Genomic DNA, 17,347 nt, shown 5'->3' with positions numbered 1-17,347 from the left:
ATAGTTTGCTGTTGAATACCTATGATGTTGTGATTTTAGGCGGAGGTCCAGCAGGCTGCGCCACGGCGTTGTCGTTGCAATCTCACTTCCCTACCCTTGATCTGATTTTGCTCGAATCTTCAGCTTACGATCACCAGCGCGTGGGGGAAGTTTTACCAGCTATTGCTCGTCCATTGTTGACCCATTTGGGCATTTGGGAGGGGTTTGAAGCAGAGCAATTTCGCTCAGTTCATAGTCAAGCTGCAGCTTGGGGACAACCCTTCCTCTTGGAAAACCATTTCATCTATTCGGCACGGGGTGAGGGGTGGCATTTGACTCGAACCCGTTTTGATCAGTTTTTGGGGGAGCAAGTGTCTCAACGGGGTGTTGAAGTGCAACTAAAGGCGAAATTGGCGTCGATTATCCAACCCAACTTCACACCCAACAATCTCTGGCATCTCCACCTTTCCAATGGAACCTCACTCCAAACCCGTTTCCTTGTAGATGCAACAGGACGACGAGCAACAGTTGCCCGCAAAATGGGACGGTTGTTGGTTTTTGATCATTTAACTGCCTTCGTTGGTTTCTTCACAATTAATACTCATCCCACTTCCAGTACACTAATTGAATCTTTTCCCAATGGGTGGTGGTATACGGCACTGGCAAACAACTGTCGGGTAGTTGCTTGTTTGACCGATAGTGATCTTGCCCGTGAGTTGGGGTTGAAAGATCGCGATCGCTGGCTAGCACTACTGGGAAAAACCTGCTGGATTCAAGCCAGTGTAGGAGATTGTTTACTACAAAATGAGGTGATTGTGCGTCCGGCCAATTCGACATGTCTTGATCAAATTTGTGGAGACAATTGGCTGGCAGTGGGAGATGCAGCTTCTGCTTATGATCCTCTGTCAGCGCAAGGAATTACTAAGAGCTTGCGTTTCGGTATTTTTGCGGGATATGCCATTGGTGATCAGCTCACCAAACAAAAGACTACAGGACTGGCTAAATATGCTAGTTTGGTGCGACAGGAGTTCGAGCATTATCGGCAGATCCACAGGCAATACAGTGCTCAAGAGCAGCGCTGGAGCCAAAGCCGGTTTTGGCTCAGACGCCATTAGGGGAATCCGCACTCGACTGCCTGGCTCATTTTTAATTTTACCAAGATAGTACGGGAGACTGAAAGCCCCGTCCTTTAGCGCGGGGAGTGGCTCAATTTTTTGTAGTAAAAATAGTGGTAAACATCATTAGCATACCGCCCAGAAGAATTGCGATCGCAATTCCCCCTGTCACTAAGTCAAGTACATTACTGTTGTCCATAATTTTTTCCTTCTTCAAATAACTTCACAAAGGGGAAGAGTCACTATTTGAACTCCTCACCCTATAAATAATAATGAGTTAGAATTCAGGAGACAGGACTCATTCTGGCTCCTGACTCCTGACTCCTGAATTCTTTGTGTTAAATTTTTTTAAAAATCTACCCCTCTTTTAAGTTCTACACCCTGATTGGCGTAGTGCTTGTGACAATAAACTTCAGAATGAATACTAGCTAAGTCAAAGTATTTCGGCTGATTTTGACAGCGACCAGTGATAATAATTTCAGTATCGCGGGGTTTACGTAGTAAAGCTTGGACAATTGGCTCAACAGGTAGTAGCTCTAAATCAACAGTAGGATTAAGTTCATCAAGAATAATTGTCTTGTAAAGACCAGACGCGATCGCAGTCTTAGCGATTTCCCAACCACGTTCAGCTTCAATATAGTCTAATTCTTGTCTGGAGTTACGCCAAACAATAGCATCTCGGCCACAGCGTTGATGATCCACAACTTCAGGATATGATTGCTGTAAAGCGGCGATCGCTGCATCTTCCGTGTAGCCAGTACCACCTTTAAGCCACTGCATAATCAGCACACGGGTAGATCCAGGATGATTAATTCCTCTACCTATAGCTTGCAAAGCTTTGCCCAAAGCACTAGTAGACTTACCTTTCCCAGCACCTGTATAAATTTCAATACCCTTAATTCCTTGTGCTAAAGCTGTCGGATGGTAATGGGGTTTCATTTCTGAGTGCAAATCTGCAATATCTAGTAACTTTTGTGGTGCAGCACGTCCTGTCGCGATAATTTCCAACTCTTGAGGTTTAGATTTTAGTGTTTGCACTACCTCTTCTACATCCAGTAAACCCAAATCTAAGACAGGGTTAATTTCGTCTAGTACAACAACTGAATACAAACCCGAAGCAAGGGCACCTTTAGCAACGTCCCAACCCCGCGCCGCCTCTGTTTGATCAAACCGAGTAATCTCATCTGGTCCAAAAAATTCTGCTCTACCAGTCCTTACTTGGTCAATTAAATGGGGAAAACCCCTTTGTAGTGCTGCAATTGCACCATCTTCATCATAATCGCGTTCTGGTCCTTTTAAGAACCGGAGCAGTAAAACACGGTTAGAATGTGATTGTGTATTGATCCCCAAGCCAATGGAGCGTAAAACAACCCCTAAAGCCGCTTGAGACTTACCTTTTCCTATACCATCGTAAACGTGAATTTGGCCTGTAAGCCTAGAAGAGCGTACTTGCGCTGTACGAATACCGATGCCGTTCCTTGTCATCATCGCCAAAAGCTCTAACGTAGAAGTTTCATATTACAACAATTGAAGAGGGCATAGGGCAATGGGCATGGGGAATTGGGTGTTGGTTAAGGTTGCAATTTCCCTATCTATGACCTATGAGTGATTATGCAAAATTCTTTATATATTTCTTGAAACTGGGATCACCGTTTCACAAGTGTTTCAGGCGACGTTGCGCGACTACTTACCTTATGCGCCATGCCCGATGCCCATTGCCCATTGCCCATTGCTCTGTTTCAGGTATACTCTCTTACAGTCACATCGTACCGGTTACCAGATTATGATTGATTATCCTTTTCTTCCTAGAGTTTTTCCGCTCGGTGTAATTTTATTCGATTTTTTATTTCTACTGGTAGCAATTGCCATAGAAGCCTATATTTTACAGCGAAGGCTCAATTTTGATAGAAGAACTAGTAGTTTTTATGCTATTGCTATAAATGTTTTTTCAAGCGTAATTGGCTGGATAATATTTTTCTTTGTAGAACCTATGTTACCAGTTAGATTTAAAGCCGAATTAGTGGATTATATATTTTTTAATCAACTTAGATATGCAAATCATATCCAAAGTATTATAGTATTAACCGCCTTCATAATTTTCTTTGCTACTTTTTTAGTGAAATACATACTAATGAAAGTGATGTTAATCTCATTAAGTGATCCAAGTAAAAATAAACCACAAACTGAAATAATTAAACGGCGTAATTCTCGCAGAAACAATAAATTTAAATGGCAGAATAGCAATTTGGTTACTTCACTCTTAATAGCCAATTCATTGAGCTATACGGTAATTGTAATCATTGTGTTTATTCGTTCTGCCTATGTGTAGAAAAATATATATCTCCATTTTTGGAGAAACTAAAGGAGAAACATATGAACGTATTTTTTAGAGATTTCTTAGGATTTTTAAAAATATTTGACAGCATTTATGAACGGCTTAGACATCTGTTAATTCCGCCCAAGGCTTATTCCTGGCAAACATTAATTTATTTAAGTCTTTTTTCGTGGCTCATATCATCTTTGTCGACAGGCTATGTAAAGGAATTAATTGCAATTTGTGGATGGTTATTTTTAATTAGTGGTACAGCTTGGTATACCACTGATAAACCTTTATATATCCCAAGTACCAATATGCCAGTGGGTGCAGTGATAACGGGATTTTTAGTCAGTGTTTTTGCCTTTGGACAAGACAAGGACTTTATTACATCAAAGACAATAGTTCTTTGGCCAACACTCGCTGCAATAATCACTGCAATTCCGGAATTCTTTGAAGGAAGTGGGACCGATGTAAAAACTCAGATTCCTCGCGTAGACGAACGTCAAAGAATGATCGTTCTAGTTGGCTCTTGTATGGTGATTAGTTGTTGGTTACAGTTCTGCTTTGTTGTAAATAATTGGCTCGACGAATATCCTAGTATACAAGTTGATAATATTAATCGCAGTGCCTTAGTTTTCAAAAGTAATTCATTTGTCAAGGTTCCGAAAAACGGGGTTCTTATTTTAGATAATCTGACCCCACTAGTAGAAGACCAAATATCTAAAAAACCTTGGTCTGAAGTAGAACAATGGTTAATTGACGCACGCAAAAGAGTTGGTGATTTAGGTAAGCAAGTCATACAATCACAACTAGCTCAATATGACGAGAGGTATCTATGGCACGTTGAACCCCGTATATCTAATGTCAAATCAGGTTATAAACTAGATTTACTTAGTATTTGGACTGGTCCTAGTGCTAATTCAACTGGCTATTATTTCCGAAAAAATTGTCGAGTTGATCCAGTTGCAGTATCTCGAAATGGTACGACTGGAACTCCGAAAAAAATAGAAGACAACTCCACTATTGCAGAAATTGAGTGCGATCGCGTCAGTAAATTTATTAGGGAAGCACCACCACCTCAATAGTTAAGAGTGGGAGAAATGCTGATCTGAGGGGAATAATAAGTAATGAGTTCTGCCTCATTACTTGTTAACTTAATAACTATGAACATAACAAGAGTCTCTGTAATAGCAACAAATGTATTTCGGGAAGTGATGCGCGATCGCATCCTTTACATTATTGGCTTTTATGCTTTCATACTTGCTGCGGCTATCCGTCTATTTCCTGAATTTGCCGCTGCGACAGAACACAAAATGTTTTTAGACTTTGGTCTAGCATCGATGAGTGCTATTAGCTTAATTGTTGCTGTATTTGTTGGTGCTGGACTAGTTAATAAGGAAATTGAGAAACGCACTGTTTTGGTATTAATAGCTAAACCTATTAGTCGCGGTGAATTTATCGTCGGTAAGTACTTAGGTTTGTTGACTGTGCTAGCAGTGTTTATTTTTTCCATGACAGCAATTTACCTAGGATTTTTGCAGCTTGGAAAAATTGCTTACCCAGCAACAAGTATTGTGATTGCTTCTATTTTTCTATTCTTGGAAATGTCTTTGATCACTTCTTTTGCTATTACTTTGGGAGTGTTCACGAGTTCCTTATTAGCGACAGCGTTAACCTTTGGAATTTATTTAATGGGACATATTACTCAAGACATACTAAAACTTGGTCGTCTGAGTCACAATCCTGGTATTGAACGCTTTACTCAAGGTTTATATCTTGTATTACCAGATTTATCGCGATTAGATTTGAAGAATAATGCTGTCTATGGAATACAAGCTTTACCTGAATCTACTACATTAGTTATGAATGGTGGCTATAGCTTGATGTACACAACTATGCTGTTAGCGATCGCCATTCTTATCTTCTCACGACGAGAATTTTAATAAAGGAGTCAGGAGTCAGAATTCAGAATTCAGTATGAAGTCTCAATTGATTCGCTAATGTTACAGAATCATGCTGTCTCCTGACTCCTGACTTCTGAATTCTTTCTTTTAAGATTTACACTGGTAGCTCAAAAATAGATTATTTGAGGCTGATGAATTGTGCCATCAGGCATGATTGTACCTTGTTTCTTTGTAAAAGATATTTTTGCCTCCCAAAGATTTGCCCCACTTAAATTTGCATCTGTTAAATTAGTCCATGTAAGATCTGCACCTGTTAGGTTAGCTTGATGTAAATTAGCTTCTAGTAGCATCGCCCCAGATAAGTTTGCTCCGGTAAGATTTGCTCTCACTAAATTAGCTTCAATCAAAGACGCTTCAATTAATGATGCTTCACTTAGATCTGCTTCGCTTAGATCTGCATTACACAAAGAAGCTCCCCAAAGCTGGCTTCTGGTTAATTTTACACGCCATAAGAAAGCTCCAGACAAATTTGCTTGCTTTAAATTAGCGTCACTCAAGTTAGCTTCACACAAAGAAGCATCATCCAAACATGCTTTTTCCAAATTTGCTTGTGTTAAATTTGCACCACTTAAGTTTACACCACTTAGATTGGCTCCTTTTAAATTTGCACAACGCAAATCTGCTCCTATTAAGTTAATACCACTGAAATCGATCTCTCTCAAATCAATTCCACTCAAATCACATCCACTAAAATCTCTTTGCTGAAGACTTTTATCTGTGATTTGACTTAATATTAAATCTTGTCGGTTTCCATGATTGATCATGTTATTGTCCTTTGACTTTAGGGCGATACGTTGTCATCAATAAAAATTTGAGTCTTAAAAATCACTGGTCAGCTATAGCTTTTCAGCTAAAAGCTACGCTCCTCGCACCAACCCCCCGGATTCAATCCAGGGGTGCTGACTGCATTTTGAGAGTACACCCTACAAGTAGATTATGCTTAGTACAAAAATACCGAACAAATTTTAAAATAATCTTAAATATACTTTAAGTACTTACTTGCGCTAAATTGCCACAGGTCAGGCAATTTTAACAATAAAGTAAATTACTATGAGTAATTGTACTACATTCAACAGCAGTCTATAAACAACAAGAGCAAAATTAATGCTGGAGTGAGAAAAAACCACGCAGCAACAGTATCATTATCTAACCAGGATTTACCATAAATTTTTGACATTTACACTTAACGCTCCCTGTCACATGACGCTTTGCCCCGATTCTACCGTTAGTCTGATCTCTCCTAGTATTGTTAATCATGCCTTTTGCTCAGACGCTCCTTTAAAATTAGGGATTATGGCATCTGGTAATGGAAGTAATTTTGAGGCGATCGCCCAAGCCATCAAAGACGGACAGTTGTTTGCCGAAATTCAAGTTTTAATTTATAACAATCCAGATGCTTATGCTGCTGTACGAGCAAATAACTGGGGTGTTCCATCTATATTGGTGAATCACCGCGATTACAAAAACCGCGAGGAGTTTGATAAGCAAATTGTACAAATTTTACAGCAGCATAACATCGAATGGGTAATTATGGCAGGTTGGATGCGACTAGTAACACCTGTTTTACTCGATGCTTTTCCTAACAAGATTATCAATATTCACCCCAGCTTATTACCTAGCTTTAAGGGAACCCATGCTGTAGAACAAGCCCTTTCAGCAGGTGTAAAAATTACTGGTTGTACAGTACATCTGTTATCTTTAGAAATGGACAGTGGCCCGATTTTGATGCAAGCCGCTGTGCCAGTGTTACCTGACGATACGCCAGAAACACTTCATGCTAGAATCCAAATCCAAGAACATCGGATTTTACCAATGGCGATCTGCGCTTTGCTCAGCAGCGAAGCTATCGCACTGGCAGTTCAGACACAACCATAAGCTGCTGCGCTAAATCGGATTGGGGTTTGGGCAGAGTTTGGCTAAAGTTAGTGACGGCATTCCCATAACGTTCATAAAGACGGGTTTCAATCTGCATCTCCAGGATGGCGCGGCTCCAGCCATTTTCAATGGTCTGCTGGATGTACCAAACCCGCTGCTCCGGTGATTTTATACGATCCAGCAAAACGCAGTTATGCCGCCAGGGAATTTGTCCACCAACTTGGTGGACAAATGACTCATCCGGGTAGGCTTCCGCGAAAGCCCGCATGTAGAGCAGGTTTGTACGGGAGAACCCCTTCATCTCCGGAAACTCCCGTTTTAAGTCTTTCGCCAGATGCTCAATTACTTTAGTACCCCACCCTTCCTGTTGCTGGCGCTCAAGAATTTCTCGACCGATCTGCCAATAAAGCAGCACTAGCTCTCGGTTAACAGCAAGTGCTGCCTGCACCTGCGCGGTACGAATGCGCTGTTTAAGGGTGCTTAAAAAAGCATCATAGTTGCTCAATTCAGGAAAGAGGGGATCGGTCACGGCGAATAATGTATCAAGCAGTGATCTTATTCTTGCACTAGCTGTAGCGGTTTGAGTGTGAATAGCTCTGTTTCATCACTCTGGGTAGAGTATGATAACCAAGAAATTACTTAGTTTATAGAATTGGTCAACGATATCACCGAGAAAACCAGTAATAACTGTCCGCTTCATAGATGACTACTATGACCTGTATAAAGATATACTGCCTAAAGTAACAGGAGTTTTTAAATTGGCACTTTAACTCTTAGTTTAGTATAACAAGTACTGAAGAGCCTTAATTTTTTACTGCTGAAGACTGTGCAGCCTTCCATAAATAGCTAGAAATCAAATTGGTAATAATATGAGCGACTATCGGTACTAACAAATTACCAGTAAGAACAGCACTATACCCCAAGATTAATCCCACGATAGTTGCCCAAATTACATAGGGCCATTGTTGGGAACCACTAAGGTGTAAAATACCAAAGCAAAGACTTGACACAACGACAGCTAAATGGTCGAAGCCTAAAGCTGGTAGCATAACACCACGAAATAAAAGTTCTTCGCTTAATCCGGGTAGTAGCCCTAGCCAAATTAAGTCTGGCAAAACCAAGGGCTTAAGGATCATTTCAAGGTAATAATTAGCACTTCTACGATAAGGAGGGCAAAGTTGATAAGCTAACCCACTCATCCCAGTGATGGTTAAGCCTAAGCCCATACCTATAAGAAGTTGTTTTTCATCCCAGCGCCAGGACATCAAAGAAAAGTCGCTAAATCGTAACCATAGCTTAGAGAGTGACCACAAAATAATTGCAGTGACTCCCATCGCTACCAATACTTGGGTGCGTGTCAGGTACGGAATATCAGGTTCTTGCTTTTGCGGTTGGACCACGGGAACTTTAACAGAGAGTGAATTACTATAGTAACAACTAACTGACCAACGAGTGTAAGGGTGATATCAGGGGAGATAAAGCAGATGGATTGATACCTGCTTTATGTGCAACCAAGACACCCAGTGCCTCTAAATACGAGTTTACCTGTATTGATTTTATCCCTAATGGTTGTGAATAGACTTCTATTTTAGTTTGATTTTCATCAACAGTGATGATTTGACATCGCTGCTGGCTTAGACTAAGTAAAGCGCTACTGCCGCAGGCCGTTGCTGGTACAATCACAGCATCCACTTGATTAGCCCATATATCAGTAGGTTCAGGTAAGTCATGGGGTTCCCTTAAGATAAATTGAGGGGCGCGACTCAACCCTACAAGTACACACGGTAGAAAAGTATAGCCTAATTCTTCAGCAGCGGCGCGAGGAGATAAATTGGGATCTGGGGGTACAGGAGAAAGAGCAGGGGAATGGGCGCAAGGAATTTGAAAAGTCCTCACTACTAAATGACTAATAACTGCTTCTGCACCAGCAATGGGATCAACGCCTTGACCATAACGGTAGTTTTGCTCAGCAACTTCATCCAAATTATCAGGGAAACGAGCAACGACTGCGATCGCCTCCGCCCTTGCCCTTTTAATCAGTACCTCCGCTGCTCTTAGCAAACTATCTGGGTTGCCAATTGTTCCCCAACTTGCGCCAGACACGGATGTACGTAACTCTACATTTAACGGCGCATCAGTAATGACATAGTCGGTTAGAGACAATCCTAATGTTGCTCTCGCTGCGTCTGCTGCTTGTAGGTGTCGTAGCCTTAACTCAGGCTCAATTCCTTGGTCAAAAAGTAAACCTATCCTATTTTGATGAACTGGGCGCAATCCCCAACTTCCTGCGGCAAATTTGTCCAGTCCATAACCTTCTACATAGAAAGCGTTAGGTAGGTTCCAGTACAAACTTGCTCCATTAAGGACATTGGGGTGAGTGATCAGGCGATCGCAAACCTGTGCGACAGCTTTCGCCACTGGCAAAGCATCGCCTGCATAACCACCAATTGCTGCTCCAACACCGGTAGGAACAATTAAAATAGCAGTATATGGACGCATTGTATATTAAGATGTTCCACATCTAGGTCAGATATTGAGACAAAAGGGGGCATGGGGCATGGGGCATAGGGCATAGGGTTTGAAGCTTTTCTCACTAATAGATCACAATGTAACTTCTTAAATGTGGAAAAGCCTACTTCAGCTAGTCCTGAGTACCCTCTCTGGTAACGACAGCTTCAACAGTAGCTTTTTGCTGTCCAACATCCACAGATGTAATCGCCCAGCGTAAAGGTTCTCCCTGTTTTTTCAACTCTGCTTCAATAACTTTTTGCAGTTCAGTGGGAGTTTCTTGGAGATCAATTTCAGCGGTAATAAAATGGGTTGTCATAGAGCAATGGGTGATGGGTAATGGGCATGGGGCATGGGGCAGATAAACAGTTATCAGTTATTCAGTTATCAGTTATCAGCCAAGAATAATGTGTTGATCTCTGGGTTTAAGCCCCCTACCATACACCTTGATCACTGATAACTGTTAACTGTTCACTGATAACCCCTGCTCCCTAACGTTATTTACCAAATTGTAGACTATAGACTATTTCTTCTTTTTCTGTCTGAATTTTCAAATCAGAGCGGGGATATGCGACACAAAGCAATACATAGCCTTGTTTTTGTAGTTCTGGACTAACACCCATTCCATCACTTTGATCTACAGTTCCCTCAAGAATTTGACCGGCGCAAGTTGTACAAACACCTGCATGGCAGGAACTTGGTAGATCTAACCCAGCCGCGCCAGCAACCGATAAAATAGTCTCATTTTCGGGAACTTGTAAAGTATGAGTTTTTCCTTGATGGTTAATTTCGACAGTGTAAGTTTTGGGCATATGCAATTGTGAGCGTCATGCAACGGGCAGAAAAAATATTGTATCTTAAGGAATAGGGGAAAAGCCTACGTAAACGGATGCACACACAAAAGTTATCACCAAATCAGTTGACTGGCTAAGGAAGATCTCTACAACCATCATAAGTCCTTAGCACTGACCTAATCTAACCTAGTCAGAGACTTCTCGGCTGTCAAGACAGTAAAAAAAATAAATGAATATTTGGACAGGATTATGCTAGAACAATACCGCCAAGACGTTGCACAAAGAGCCGCACGGTTGATCCCCCCCTTACCGTTGGATGCACAGCAAACTTCAGAGTTATGTGAATTACTGAAAAATCCACCAGCCGGTGAGGAGGAGTTACTACTGCATTTGCTGCGCGATCGCGTTTCTCCTGGTGTTGATCCAGCAGCATACGTTAAAGCAGGGTTTCTTACCGCCATTGCCAAAGAGGAAATTACCAGCCCTTTAGTTTCACCTATCCAAGCTGTACAATTGCTAGGTACGATGGTGGGTGGCTATAACGTACAGTCCTTAATCGAACTACTGCAATTCCCTACAGTATCTTTATCCTCATCATCTGAAACACCTTTAGTTATGGGTGGGCAAGGAAAAGAACCCATTGCAGCACACGCTGCTGCGGCTTTAAGTAAAACTTTGCTGGTGTATGATGCCTTTCATGATGTCTTAGAATTATCCAAAACCAATCCCTTTGCCAAGCGAGTGATTGATTCTTGGACAGAAGCCGAATGGTTTACCAGTCGTCCTGTTTTACCAGAATTTATCAACGTTACCGTCTTCAAAGTTCCAGGCGAGACAAACACAGACGACTTATCCCCCGCCGTTCACGCTACCACGCGCCCAGATATTCCCTTACACGCTTTAGCAATGTTAGAGTCCCGAATGCCTGGAGCATTGGAAACCATTGCTGAGTTAAAGAAAATTGGGCATCCCATCGCTTACGTAGGCGATGTGGTTGGAACTGGTTCTTCCCGTAAATCTGCCATTAACTCCTTATTGTGGTACATCGGGCACGATATTCCTTACGTACCCAATAAACGTGCTGGTGGATATATTTTAGGTGGTACTATCGCCCCTATCTTCTTCAACACTGCTGAAGATGCAGGTGCTTTGCCTATCCAATGCGATGTTACCAAGATGGAAACGGGTATGGTAATTACCATCTACCCTTATAAAGGACATATCACAAATCAAGCTGGTGAAGTGATTTCAACCTTCACTCTCAAACCCGACACCATCCTTGATGAAGTCCGCGCTGGTGGACGCATTCCTTTACTTATCGGACGCACTCTCACCGATAAAACCCGCCAAGCACTTGGTTTACAAACCAGCACAGTCTTTATCCGTCCCCAGCAACCTGCTGACACTGGTAAAGGTTACACCCTAGCACAGAAAATGGTAGGTAAAGCATGTGGGTTACCCGGGGTACGTCCTGGTACTTCCTGCGAACCACTTATGACGACTGTTGGTTCTCAGGATACCACAGGCCCAATGACCCGCGACGAATTGAAGGAACTGGCTTGTCTTGGGTTCTCTGCTGATTTGGTGATGCAAAGTTTTTGCCATACTGCTGCTTATCCCAAACCTGTTGACATCAAAACACACCAAGATCTACCCCCGTTTTTCGCTTCTCGTGGTGGTGTTGCTTTACGTACCGGCGATGGTATTATTCACTCTTGGTTAAACCGGATGTTGCTACCTGATACGGTAGGAACTGGCGGTGATTCTCACACTCGCTTTCCTTTGGGGATCTCTTTTCCTGCTGGTTCTGGGTTAGTCGCGTTTGCTGCTGCTTTAGGTGCAATGCCCTTGGATATGCCAGAATCTGTTTTGGTAAGATTCAAAGGGAAATTACAACCTGGAATTACGCTGCGAGATGTTGTGAATGCTATTCCGTATGTAGCAATTCAAAAAGGTTTGCTGACAGTGGAGAAACAGAACAAGAAAAATGTCTTCGCTGGGCGAATCATGGAGATAGAAGGTTTGCCAGATTTGAAAGTTGAACAAGCTTTTGAATTGACTGATGCTAGCGCTGAACGGTCCTGTACAGGTTGTACTATCAAGTTAAGTACAGAAACAGTTGCCGAATATCTGCGCTCAAATGTGGCGCTATTGAAAAATCTGATAGCAAGAGGCTATCAAGATGCTCGCACGATTATGCGTCGCATTATCAAAATGGAAGAGTGGCTCACGAATCCAGTATTAATGGAAGCTGATTCTGATGCAGAGTACGCCGAAATTATCGAAATTGATTTGAACGAAATCGTTGAACCTATTGTGGCTGCTCCCAATGACCCTGATAATGTCAAGTTATTATCGGAAGTGGCTAACGATCCCGTGCAAGAGGTTTTTGTCGGTTCTTGCATGACGAATATAGGTCATTATCGGGCAACTGCTAAAGTTTTAGAAGGTGCAGGCGTAGTCAAGACTCGTTTGTGGATTTGTCCTCCAACTCGGATGGATGAATACCAACTGAAAAAAGAAGGTGTGTACGATATTTTTGATGCTGCAAGTGCGCGGACAGAAATGCCTGGTTGTAGTTTGTGCATGGGTAATCAGGCGCGAGTTGCAGATGGTACAACGGTGTTCTCTACTTCAACACGCAACTTCAATAACCGGATGGGTAAAGATGCACAAGTTTATCTGGGTTCGGCTGAATTAGCTGCAGTGTGTGCGCTGCTTGGACGTATTCCGACAGTTGAAGAGTATATGGCTATTGTTGTGAATAAGATACATCCTTTCGCTGAGAATTTGTATCGATACTTAAACTTTGATCAAATTCCAGGTTTTGAGGATGAAGGGCGTGTGGTTTCTGTGGAAGACATGCCTAAAATTGAGGAGATTTTGGGGATGAGCAAATAAGTACCTAAGATTTGAACAAAGCCCGCCTAAGCGGGCTTTGTTTCAAAATGGAACAAACGCAAGTAAATTTAAAAAGATATAGTCCAAAGAATAAGAGGAAATACAGAGTTTACAAACTCTCGGTATCAGATTTCATTCCCCTATTTTTAATAGAGTTTTCTCATTCTCCCGCCTTGATTTTGAAAATCTGAATACACCCTAAAAATATCTTTAATCCCTTGATAATGGGCATTGGCTATGGCCAATTTCTCTTAATTTGAAAACAATCACCAAGTATTTTTGGAAAAAGGAAAGTACCGGCTGCGTGTTCTCAGGCACTGTACCTTAATAATCCCAAAAAAGAGTAACCAGTTAGCGGAGTTTGTTGATTTTTACCGCCTGTCGATAAATCTCAGTTGACAGATTCTTCTCGTTGACAATCAAAGATAACTTCAAAGCGATCGCTAGGAGTTAATCGGCGTAAAAGGTGCAAATGACCTTCAGCATCAGAGCGGCTGCGGAACCGCGTTACAATCTCTGGTCGTACTTCATCAGGAAGTAGACGAGCAACAGCCCAAGAGTTCAGGCGTGATTTGTAAGCCACTGTTTGATTTTGTGGCTTGGAATTGTCGTCATGCGTGTTGTGTGACATAATGGAGATATCTATATTTAAGTGAGATCAGGAGCGTTAGTATTTCTTCTGCTAGAGATGAGCTAACGCCTTTTACTTAATTGATCAAAGCTCTTTACTGAATACCAGATTCTTCGGGGTTTGTCAATACTCCTCAAGACCGAACGTCTAGTTGACGCAAAATATGATGTTAAGAAGCATCAAGAAAGTGTTCTCGCTACAGCCTATTATGGGCATAGCTAGAACTTTTTCAAGTTATTTTACAAAAATTTACAAAAACTAGGGTGTAGAGGGGAATTATTGAAACCCTTAAGTGCTAGCTGTACTTGACCTTCAGGTATAAAATTATCATGTTAAACAGCAGAGTTAAAGCGTTGGTTAGTATAATCGGCAAAGCTTGAAGAAAGATACCATACAACAGCCATAAGAAAATCCCAATATTAAAAGTAATCAGCATAGAAAAGGACACATCTTTGGCTGATTTTGATTGCCAGGTTTTAAACATTTGTGGCAAAAAAGCCGCAGTTGTTAATGTACCAGCAGCTAGCCCTAAAATTGTAATCAAATCCATCGTAGTGCATCCCTTTAACACTCTCGCCTCTAAAAAGATGGGGATTTTTTTATGACTTTTTAGTCTTAATACCCCTATATCTAGCTAGAGTTTTGACGCTTCATTTTACCACGATGCTTTATAAACCGATGTGCTGTCAATTCCAATAAAAGACCCCGGTAGCTAGCCGGGGGTAAGAGATTTTGCCTTATGCTGTGTGTCTTAGCAAGACCGCATCAATACATATAGAATACTCTTGTGTTCATTGGAGCAGTTGCCAAATTGCCACTTCTTCACGGAGGCGTTCATGAAGATCCTGCATAGACTACGGTATAATCGAGCAGAAAGACAAAAATAATGAACGCAAGAAAGTTACAAGAGTTTCAACCACGCAAAACCTTTGCCCAGCATTGGCTAAAAAGTGAAAAAGCTCTTAATGAAATTGTTAAAGCTGCTCAATTACAACCAAGTCATGAGCGGGTTTTGGAAATTGGTCCCGGTACAGGCATTCTGACTCGTCGCCTCTTGCCTTTGGTAGAATCTTTAGTCGCAGTAGAAATTGACCGTGACTTGTGCAATCAATTGACTAAAGAACTTGGTCGTGAGGAGAAATTTTTGCTTCTGCAAGGAGATTTTCTTTCGCTAGATTTAGCGTCTCTTCTCGCACCATTTCCAGCTTTTGGAAAACCAAATAAAGTGGTGGCCAATATTCCCTATAATATTACTGGCCCAATTATAGAAAAAGTGCTGGGTACGATCGCTAATCCAAACCCAGAACCCTACGACTTATTGGTGTTGTTAGTACAAAAAGAAGTAGCACAAAGACTGGTTGCCAAACCAGGGTCAAAAGCATTTGGCGCATTATCAGTACGGGTGCAATATTTGGCAAATTGTGAATTAATTTGTATAGTCCCAGCAGGAGCATTCTATCCACCCCCAAAAGTAGATTCAGCAGTAGTAAGGCTAGTTCCACGCAAAATCGAAACACCAGCCCTAGATCCACGATTTTTGGAAACTTTGGTCAAGTTGGGCTTTGGAGCAAAGCGTAAAATGTTACGAAATAATTTGCAATCTGTTGTAGAACGCGATCGCCTGACACAATTACTGGAAGAATTAAATATAAACCCGCAAGCTAGAGCGGAAGACCTTAGTGTGGAGCAGTGGGTAACTTTATCTAATCAGTTACGCTGAAGAAGCAATGGGCAATGGGCATGGGGCATTGGGCAATGGGCATGGGGCAATGGGCATTGGGCATGGGGCAATGGGCATGGGGCATTGGGAATAGAGTTTCTATTATTGGTAATTTGTGGCAGGAACTGAAGTAAAATGCTTTTGTCCAGAAGCTAGACGGAAAATCCTCCTGACTCCTGACTCCTGACTCCTGACTCCTGACTCCTGACTACTGACTCCTGACTTCTGACTCCTTTATTATGCGTTCTTACACATTAATTGCCCCTGCTAAAATTAATCTGTATCTAGAAATCATTGGCGATCGCCCTGATGGGTATCACGAGTTAATCATGATACTTCAAAGTATTGACCTTGCAGACCAAATTGATTTACAAGCAAGTGTCACTGATAAGATCCGCGTTCGGTGTGACAACCCGCAAGTACCATCAGACAACAGTAATATCGCACACCGCGCCGCCAGTCTCATGGCAGAAGAATTTCCAGAGGTGTTTGCCAAGTACGGCGGTGTAGACATTACCATTCACAAAAATATTCCTGTTGCTGCTGGGTTAGCAGGAGGTTCGACGAACGCAGCAGCAGTTTTGATTGGAATGAACCTGTTGTGGAATTTGGGGCTTACTCAAATAGAATTGGAAGAACTAGGAGCGAAATTGGGTTCAGATGTACCATTCTGTGTGGCAGGTGGGACAGCTATTGCGACAGGTAGAGGCGAACAACTTTCTCCCTTACCAAGTTTAGATGCAATATACCTGGTATTAGGTAAATATCGAAGCTTGGAAGTTTCTACTGCTTGGGCGTACAAAACCTACCGACAGGAATTTGGTAGCTCTTACATTAGAGATGCAAACAGTTTAGTATCACGTGCAGAAGCAGTACACTCCGGCTCAATGGTAAAAGCTATTGTGCACAGAGACGCAGCGCAAATAGGGCAGAATCTACACAATGATTTAGAACGTGTTGTGTTGCCCATATATCCGCAGGTGTTACAACTGCGAGAAGTATTTGCAAGTGCTGGTGTTTTAGGAACAATGATGTCTGGTTCTGGTCCCAGTGTATTTGCTTTATGTGAATCTCAACAACAAGCAGAACAAGTTAAGTTTCATGTAGAAAAAACAATTCCTGATGAGGATTTAGAATTGTTTATCACTCGGACGACGACACATGGAATTCAAGTACGATCCTTAGTCTAAGGAGACAAAACAAAAATCCTATGAGTGAACCAAATGTCAACCAACAACCAGAAACAGTTCCCCCAACTCCGTTACGTTGTTTAATCGGCGCAGTCATTTCGGGAGGATTGGGGTTTGCATTATATTCCCTGATGATTAGCATAGCCACAACCTTTGCTAATAAGCCAATTAACTCAGATAATCCAATGGTGATAAATATCGGCTCTGCTGTACGTACCTTAGTCGTCGGTGTCGTTGCTTTGGGAACTGGGATATTTGGTTTAGTAGCGGTTGGGTTACTGGCGTTAGCAGTGCAGTTGTTAGTGCAGCAATTGACAAAACAAAAGAGTTAAAATTACTCTGCCAAAGCGAGT

General features: G+C 41.9%; 18 protein-coding genes. 9 read left to right on the top strand and 9 right to left on the bottom strand.

What is annotated here, in order from left to right; translation table 11 throughout:
• Positions 1-11: 11 nt before the first annotated feature.
• Entirely contained in the window at positions 12-1,094 is a 1,083-nt protein-coding gene (locus G4P69_RS08500; protein WP_208349344.1) for an NAD(P)/FAD-dependent oxidoreductase, read from the top strand.
• A gap of 348 nt (positions 1,095-1,442) precedes the next feature.
• On the opposite strand, the gene G4P69_RS08495 is transcribed toward G4P69_RS08500, so the two are convergent.
• A complete protein-coding gene (locus G4P69_RS08495; RefSeq protein ID WP_208340113.1) occupies positions 1,443-2,579 on the bottom strand; it encodes a cob(I)yrinic acid a,c-diamide adenosyltransferase in 1,137 nt (378 codons plus the stop codon).
• A 298-nt stretch (positions 2,580-2,877) separates the two neighbouring features.
• On the opposite strand from G4P69_RS08495, the gene fraC reads away from it, so the two are divergent.
• From fraC to G4P69_RS08480, 3 genes are all read left to right on the top strand, one after another.
• Positions 2,878-3,423: a filament integrity protein FraC gene (gene fraC / locus G4P69_RS08490; protein ID WP_208340056.1), complete on the top strand. Its 546-nt coding sequence runs from the start codon at positions 2,878-2,880 to the stop codon at positions 3,421-3,423.
• A 44-nt stretch (positions 3,424-3,467) separates the two neighbouring features.
• Positions 3,468-4,496, top strand: coding sequence for a septal junction protein FraD (gene fraD / locus G4P69_RS08485; protein WP_208340057.1), 1,029 nt, complete (start codon positions 3,468-3,470; stop codon positions 4,494-4,496).
• 78 nt (positions 4,497-4,574) lie between these two features.
• Complete coding sequence (locus G4P69_RS08480) at positions 4,575-5,354, top strand: ABC transporter permease (RefSeq protein ID WP_208340114.1); 780 nt, start codon at positions 4,575-4,577, stop codon at positions 5,352-5,354.
• Between the two features lie 128 nt (positions 5,355-5,482).
• Here G4P69_RS08480 and G4P69_RS08475 read toward each other — a convergent pair whose 3' ends face one another.
• Entirely contained in the window at positions 5,483-6,139 is a 657-nt protein-coding gene (locus G4P69_RS08475) for a pentapeptide repeat-containing protein (protein ID WP_208340058.1), read from the bottom strand.
• Positions 6,140-6,575: 436 nt separating this feature from the next.
• Between G4P69_RS08475 and purN the strand changes: the two genes are divergently transcribed.
• Complete coding sequence (gene purN / locus G4P69_RS08470; RefSeq protein ID WP_208340115.1) at positions 6,576-7,250, top strand: phosphoribosylglycinamide formyltransferase; 675 nt, start codon at positions 6,576-6,578, stop codon at positions 7,248-7,250.
• Here the strand turns inward: purN and G4P69_RS08465 are convergent.
• From G4P69_RS08465 to G4P69_RS08445, 5 genes are all read right to left on the bottom strand, one after another.
• Positions 7,219-7,779 carry a DUF1016 N-terminal domain-containing protein gene (locus tag G4P69_RS08465; RefSeq protein ID WP_310833925.1) on the bottom strand — a complete coding sequence of 187 codons (561 nt, stop codon included), beginning with the start codon at positions 7,777-7,779 and terminating at the stop codon, positions 7,219-7,221. The two genes, purN and G4P69_RS08465, sit on opposite strands and share 32 nt — an antisense overlap.
• 274 nt (positions 7,780-8,053) lie before the next feature.
• Positions 8,054-8,650 carry a CPBP family intramembrane glutamic endopeptidase gene (locus G4P69_RS08460; RefSeq protein ID WP_208340059.1) on the bottom strand — a complete coding sequence of 199 codons (597 nt, stop codon included), beginning with the start codon at positions 8,648-8,650 and terminating at the stop codon, positions 8,054-8,056.
• 37 nt (positions 8,651-8,687) lie between these two features.
• Positions 8,688-9,749: a DUF3326 domain-containing protein gene (locus tag G4P69_RS08455; protein WP_208340060.1), complete on the bottom strand. Its 1,062-nt coding sequence runs from the start codon at positions 9,747-9,749 to the stop codon at positions 8,688-8,690.
• A gap of 142 nt (positions 9,750-9,891) precedes the next feature.
• Entirely contained in the window at positions 9,892-10,077 is a 186-nt protein-coding gene (locus G4P69_RS08450) for a hypothetical protein (protein WP_208340061.1), read from the bottom strand.
• A gap of 178 nt (positions 10,078-10,255) precedes the next feature.
• A complete protein-coding gene (locus tag G4P69_RS08445) occupies positions 10,256-10,570 on the bottom strand; it encodes a 2Fe-2S iron-sulfur cluster-binding protein (protein ID WP_208340062.1) in 315 nt (104 codons plus the stop codon).
• A gap of 231 nt (positions 10,571-10,801) precedes the next feature.
• On the opposite strand from G4P69_RS08445, the gene acnB reads away from it, so the two are divergent.
• Positions 10,802-13,453 (top strand): bifunctional aconitate hydratase 2/2-methylisocitrate dehydratase, encoded by a 2,652-nt coding sequence (gene acnB / locus G4P69_RS08440; protein WP_208340063.1) that lies wholly within the window; start codon positions 10,802-10,804, stop codon positions 13,451-13,453.
• A 391-nt stretch (positions 13,454-13,844) separates the two neighbouring features.
• On the opposite strand, the gene G4P69_RS08435 is transcribed toward acnB, so the two are convergent.
• A complete protein-coding gene (locus G4P69_RS08435) occupies positions 13,845-14,084 on the bottom strand; it encodes a hypothetical protein (RefSeq protein WP_208340064.1) in 240 nt (79 codons plus the stop codon).
• A 295-nt stretch (positions 14,085-14,379) separates the two neighbouring features.
• The gene (locus tag G4P69_RS08430) at positions 14,380-14,634 is read right to left on the bottom strand and encodes a SemiSWEET transporter (protein WP_208340065.1); all 255 of its coding nucleotides are present in this window, start codon (positions 14,632-14,634) and stop codon (positions 14,380-14,382) included.
• A 336-nt stretch (positions 14,635-14,970) separates the two neighbouring features.
• Between G4P69_RS08430 and rsmA the strand changes: the two genes are divergently transcribed.
• The 3 genes from rsmA to G4P69_RS08415 all read left to right on the top strand — a co-directional run bounded on the left by rsmA (position 14,971) and on the right by G4P69_RS08415 (position 17,326).
• Positions 14,971-15,804 (top strand): 16S rRNA (adenine(1518)-N(6)/adenine(1519)-N(6))-dimethyltransferase RsmA, encoded by an 834-nt coding sequence (rsmA, locus tag G4P69_RS08425; RefSeq protein ID WP_208340066.1) that lies wholly within the window; start codon positions 14,971-14,973, stop codon positions 15,802-15,804.
• A gap of 239 nt (positions 15,805-16,043) precedes the next feature.
• The gene (ispE, locus tag G4P69_RS08420) at positions 16,044-16,994 is read left to right on the top strand and encodes a 4-(cytidine 5'-diphospho)-2-C-methyl-D-erythritol kinase (RefSeq protein WP_208340067.1); all 951 of its coding nucleotides are present in this window, start codon (positions 16,044-16,046) and stop codon (positions 16,992-16,994) included.
• A gap of 20 nt (positions 16,995-17,014) precedes the next feature.
• A complete protein-coding gene (locus tag G4P69_RS08415) occupies positions 17,015-17,326 on the top strand; it encodes a DUF3082 domain-containing protein (protein WP_208340068.1) in 312 nt (103 codons plus the stop codon).
• Positions 17,327-17,347: the final 21 nt, after the last annotated feature.

This window comes from Aetokthonos hydrillicola CCALA 1050, from assembly GCF_017591665.1.
GTDB classification, from domain to species: domain Bacteria; phylum Cyanobacteriota; class Cyanobacteriia; order Cyanobacteriales; family Nostocaceae; genus Aetokthonos; species Aetokthonos hydrillicola.
This window is presented reverse-complemented; position numbering and strand designations above follow the sequence as displayed.

What these genes read in the sequence shown, in the direction of transcription:
- purN (WP_208340115.1), top strand. Translation starts at nt 6,576, where the DNA reads ATGACGCTTTGCCCCGATTCTACCGTTAGTCTGATCTCTCCTAGTATT.
- G4P69_RS08435 (WP_208340064.1), bottom strand. Translation starts at nt 14,084, where the DNA reads ATGTCACACAACACGCATGACGACAATTCCAAGCCACAAAATCAAACA.
- G4P69_RS08430 (WP_208340065.1), bottom strand. Translation starts at nt 14,634, where the DNA reads ATGGATTTGATTACAATTTTAGGGCTAGCTGCTGGTACATTAACAACT.
- ispE (WP_208340067.1), top strand. Translation starts at nt 16,044, where the DNA reads ATGCGTTCTTACACATTAATTGCCCCTGCTAAAATTAATCTGTATCTA.
- fraC (WP_208340056.1), top strand. Translation starts at nt 2,878, where the DNA reads ATGATTGATTATCCTTTTCTTCCTAGAGTTTTTCCGCTCGGTGTAATT.
- rsmA (WP_208340066.1), top strand. Translation starts at nt 14,971, where the DNA reads ATGAACGCAAGAAAGTTACAAGAGTTTCAACCACGCAAAACCTTTGCC.
- G4P69_RS08455 (WP_208340060.1), bottom strand. Translation starts at nt 9,749, where the DNA reads ATGCGTCCATATACTGCTATTTTAATTGTTCCTACCGGTGTTGGAGCA.
- G4P69_RS08415 (WP_208340068.1), top strand. Translation starts at nt 17,015, where the DNA reads ATGAGTGAACCAAATGTCAACCAACAACCAGAAACAGTTCCCCCAACT.
- fraD (WP_208340057.1), top strand. Translation starts at nt 3,468, where the DNA reads ATGAACGTATTTTTTAGAGATTTCTTAGGATTTTTAAAAATATTTGAC.
- G4P69_RS08450 (WP_208340061.1), bottom strand. Translation starts at nt 10,077, where the DNA reads ATGACAACCCATTTTATTACCGCTGAAATTGATCTCCAAGAAACTCCC.
- G4P69_RS08495 (WP_208340113.1), bottom strand. Translation starts at nt 2,579, where the DNA reads ATGACAAGGAACGGCATCGGTATTCGTACAGCGCAAGTACGCTCTTCT.
- G4P69_RS08475 (WP_208340058.1), bottom strand. Translation starts at nt 6,139, where the DNA reads ATGATCAATCATGGAAACCGACAAGATTTAATATTAAGTCAAATCACA.
- G4P69_RS08480 (WP_208340114.1), top strand. Translation starts at nt 4,575, where the DNA reads ATGAACATAACAAGAGTCTCTGTAATAGCAACAAATGTATTTCGGGAA.
- G4P69_RS08445 (WP_208340062.1), bottom strand. Translation starts at nt 10,570, where the DNA reads ATGCCCAAAACTTACACTGTCGAAATTAACCATCAAGGAAAAACTCAT.
- acnB (WP_208340063.1), top strand. Translation starts at nt 10,802, where the DNA reads ATGCTAGAACAATACCGCCAAGACGTTGCACAAAGAGCCGCACGGTTG.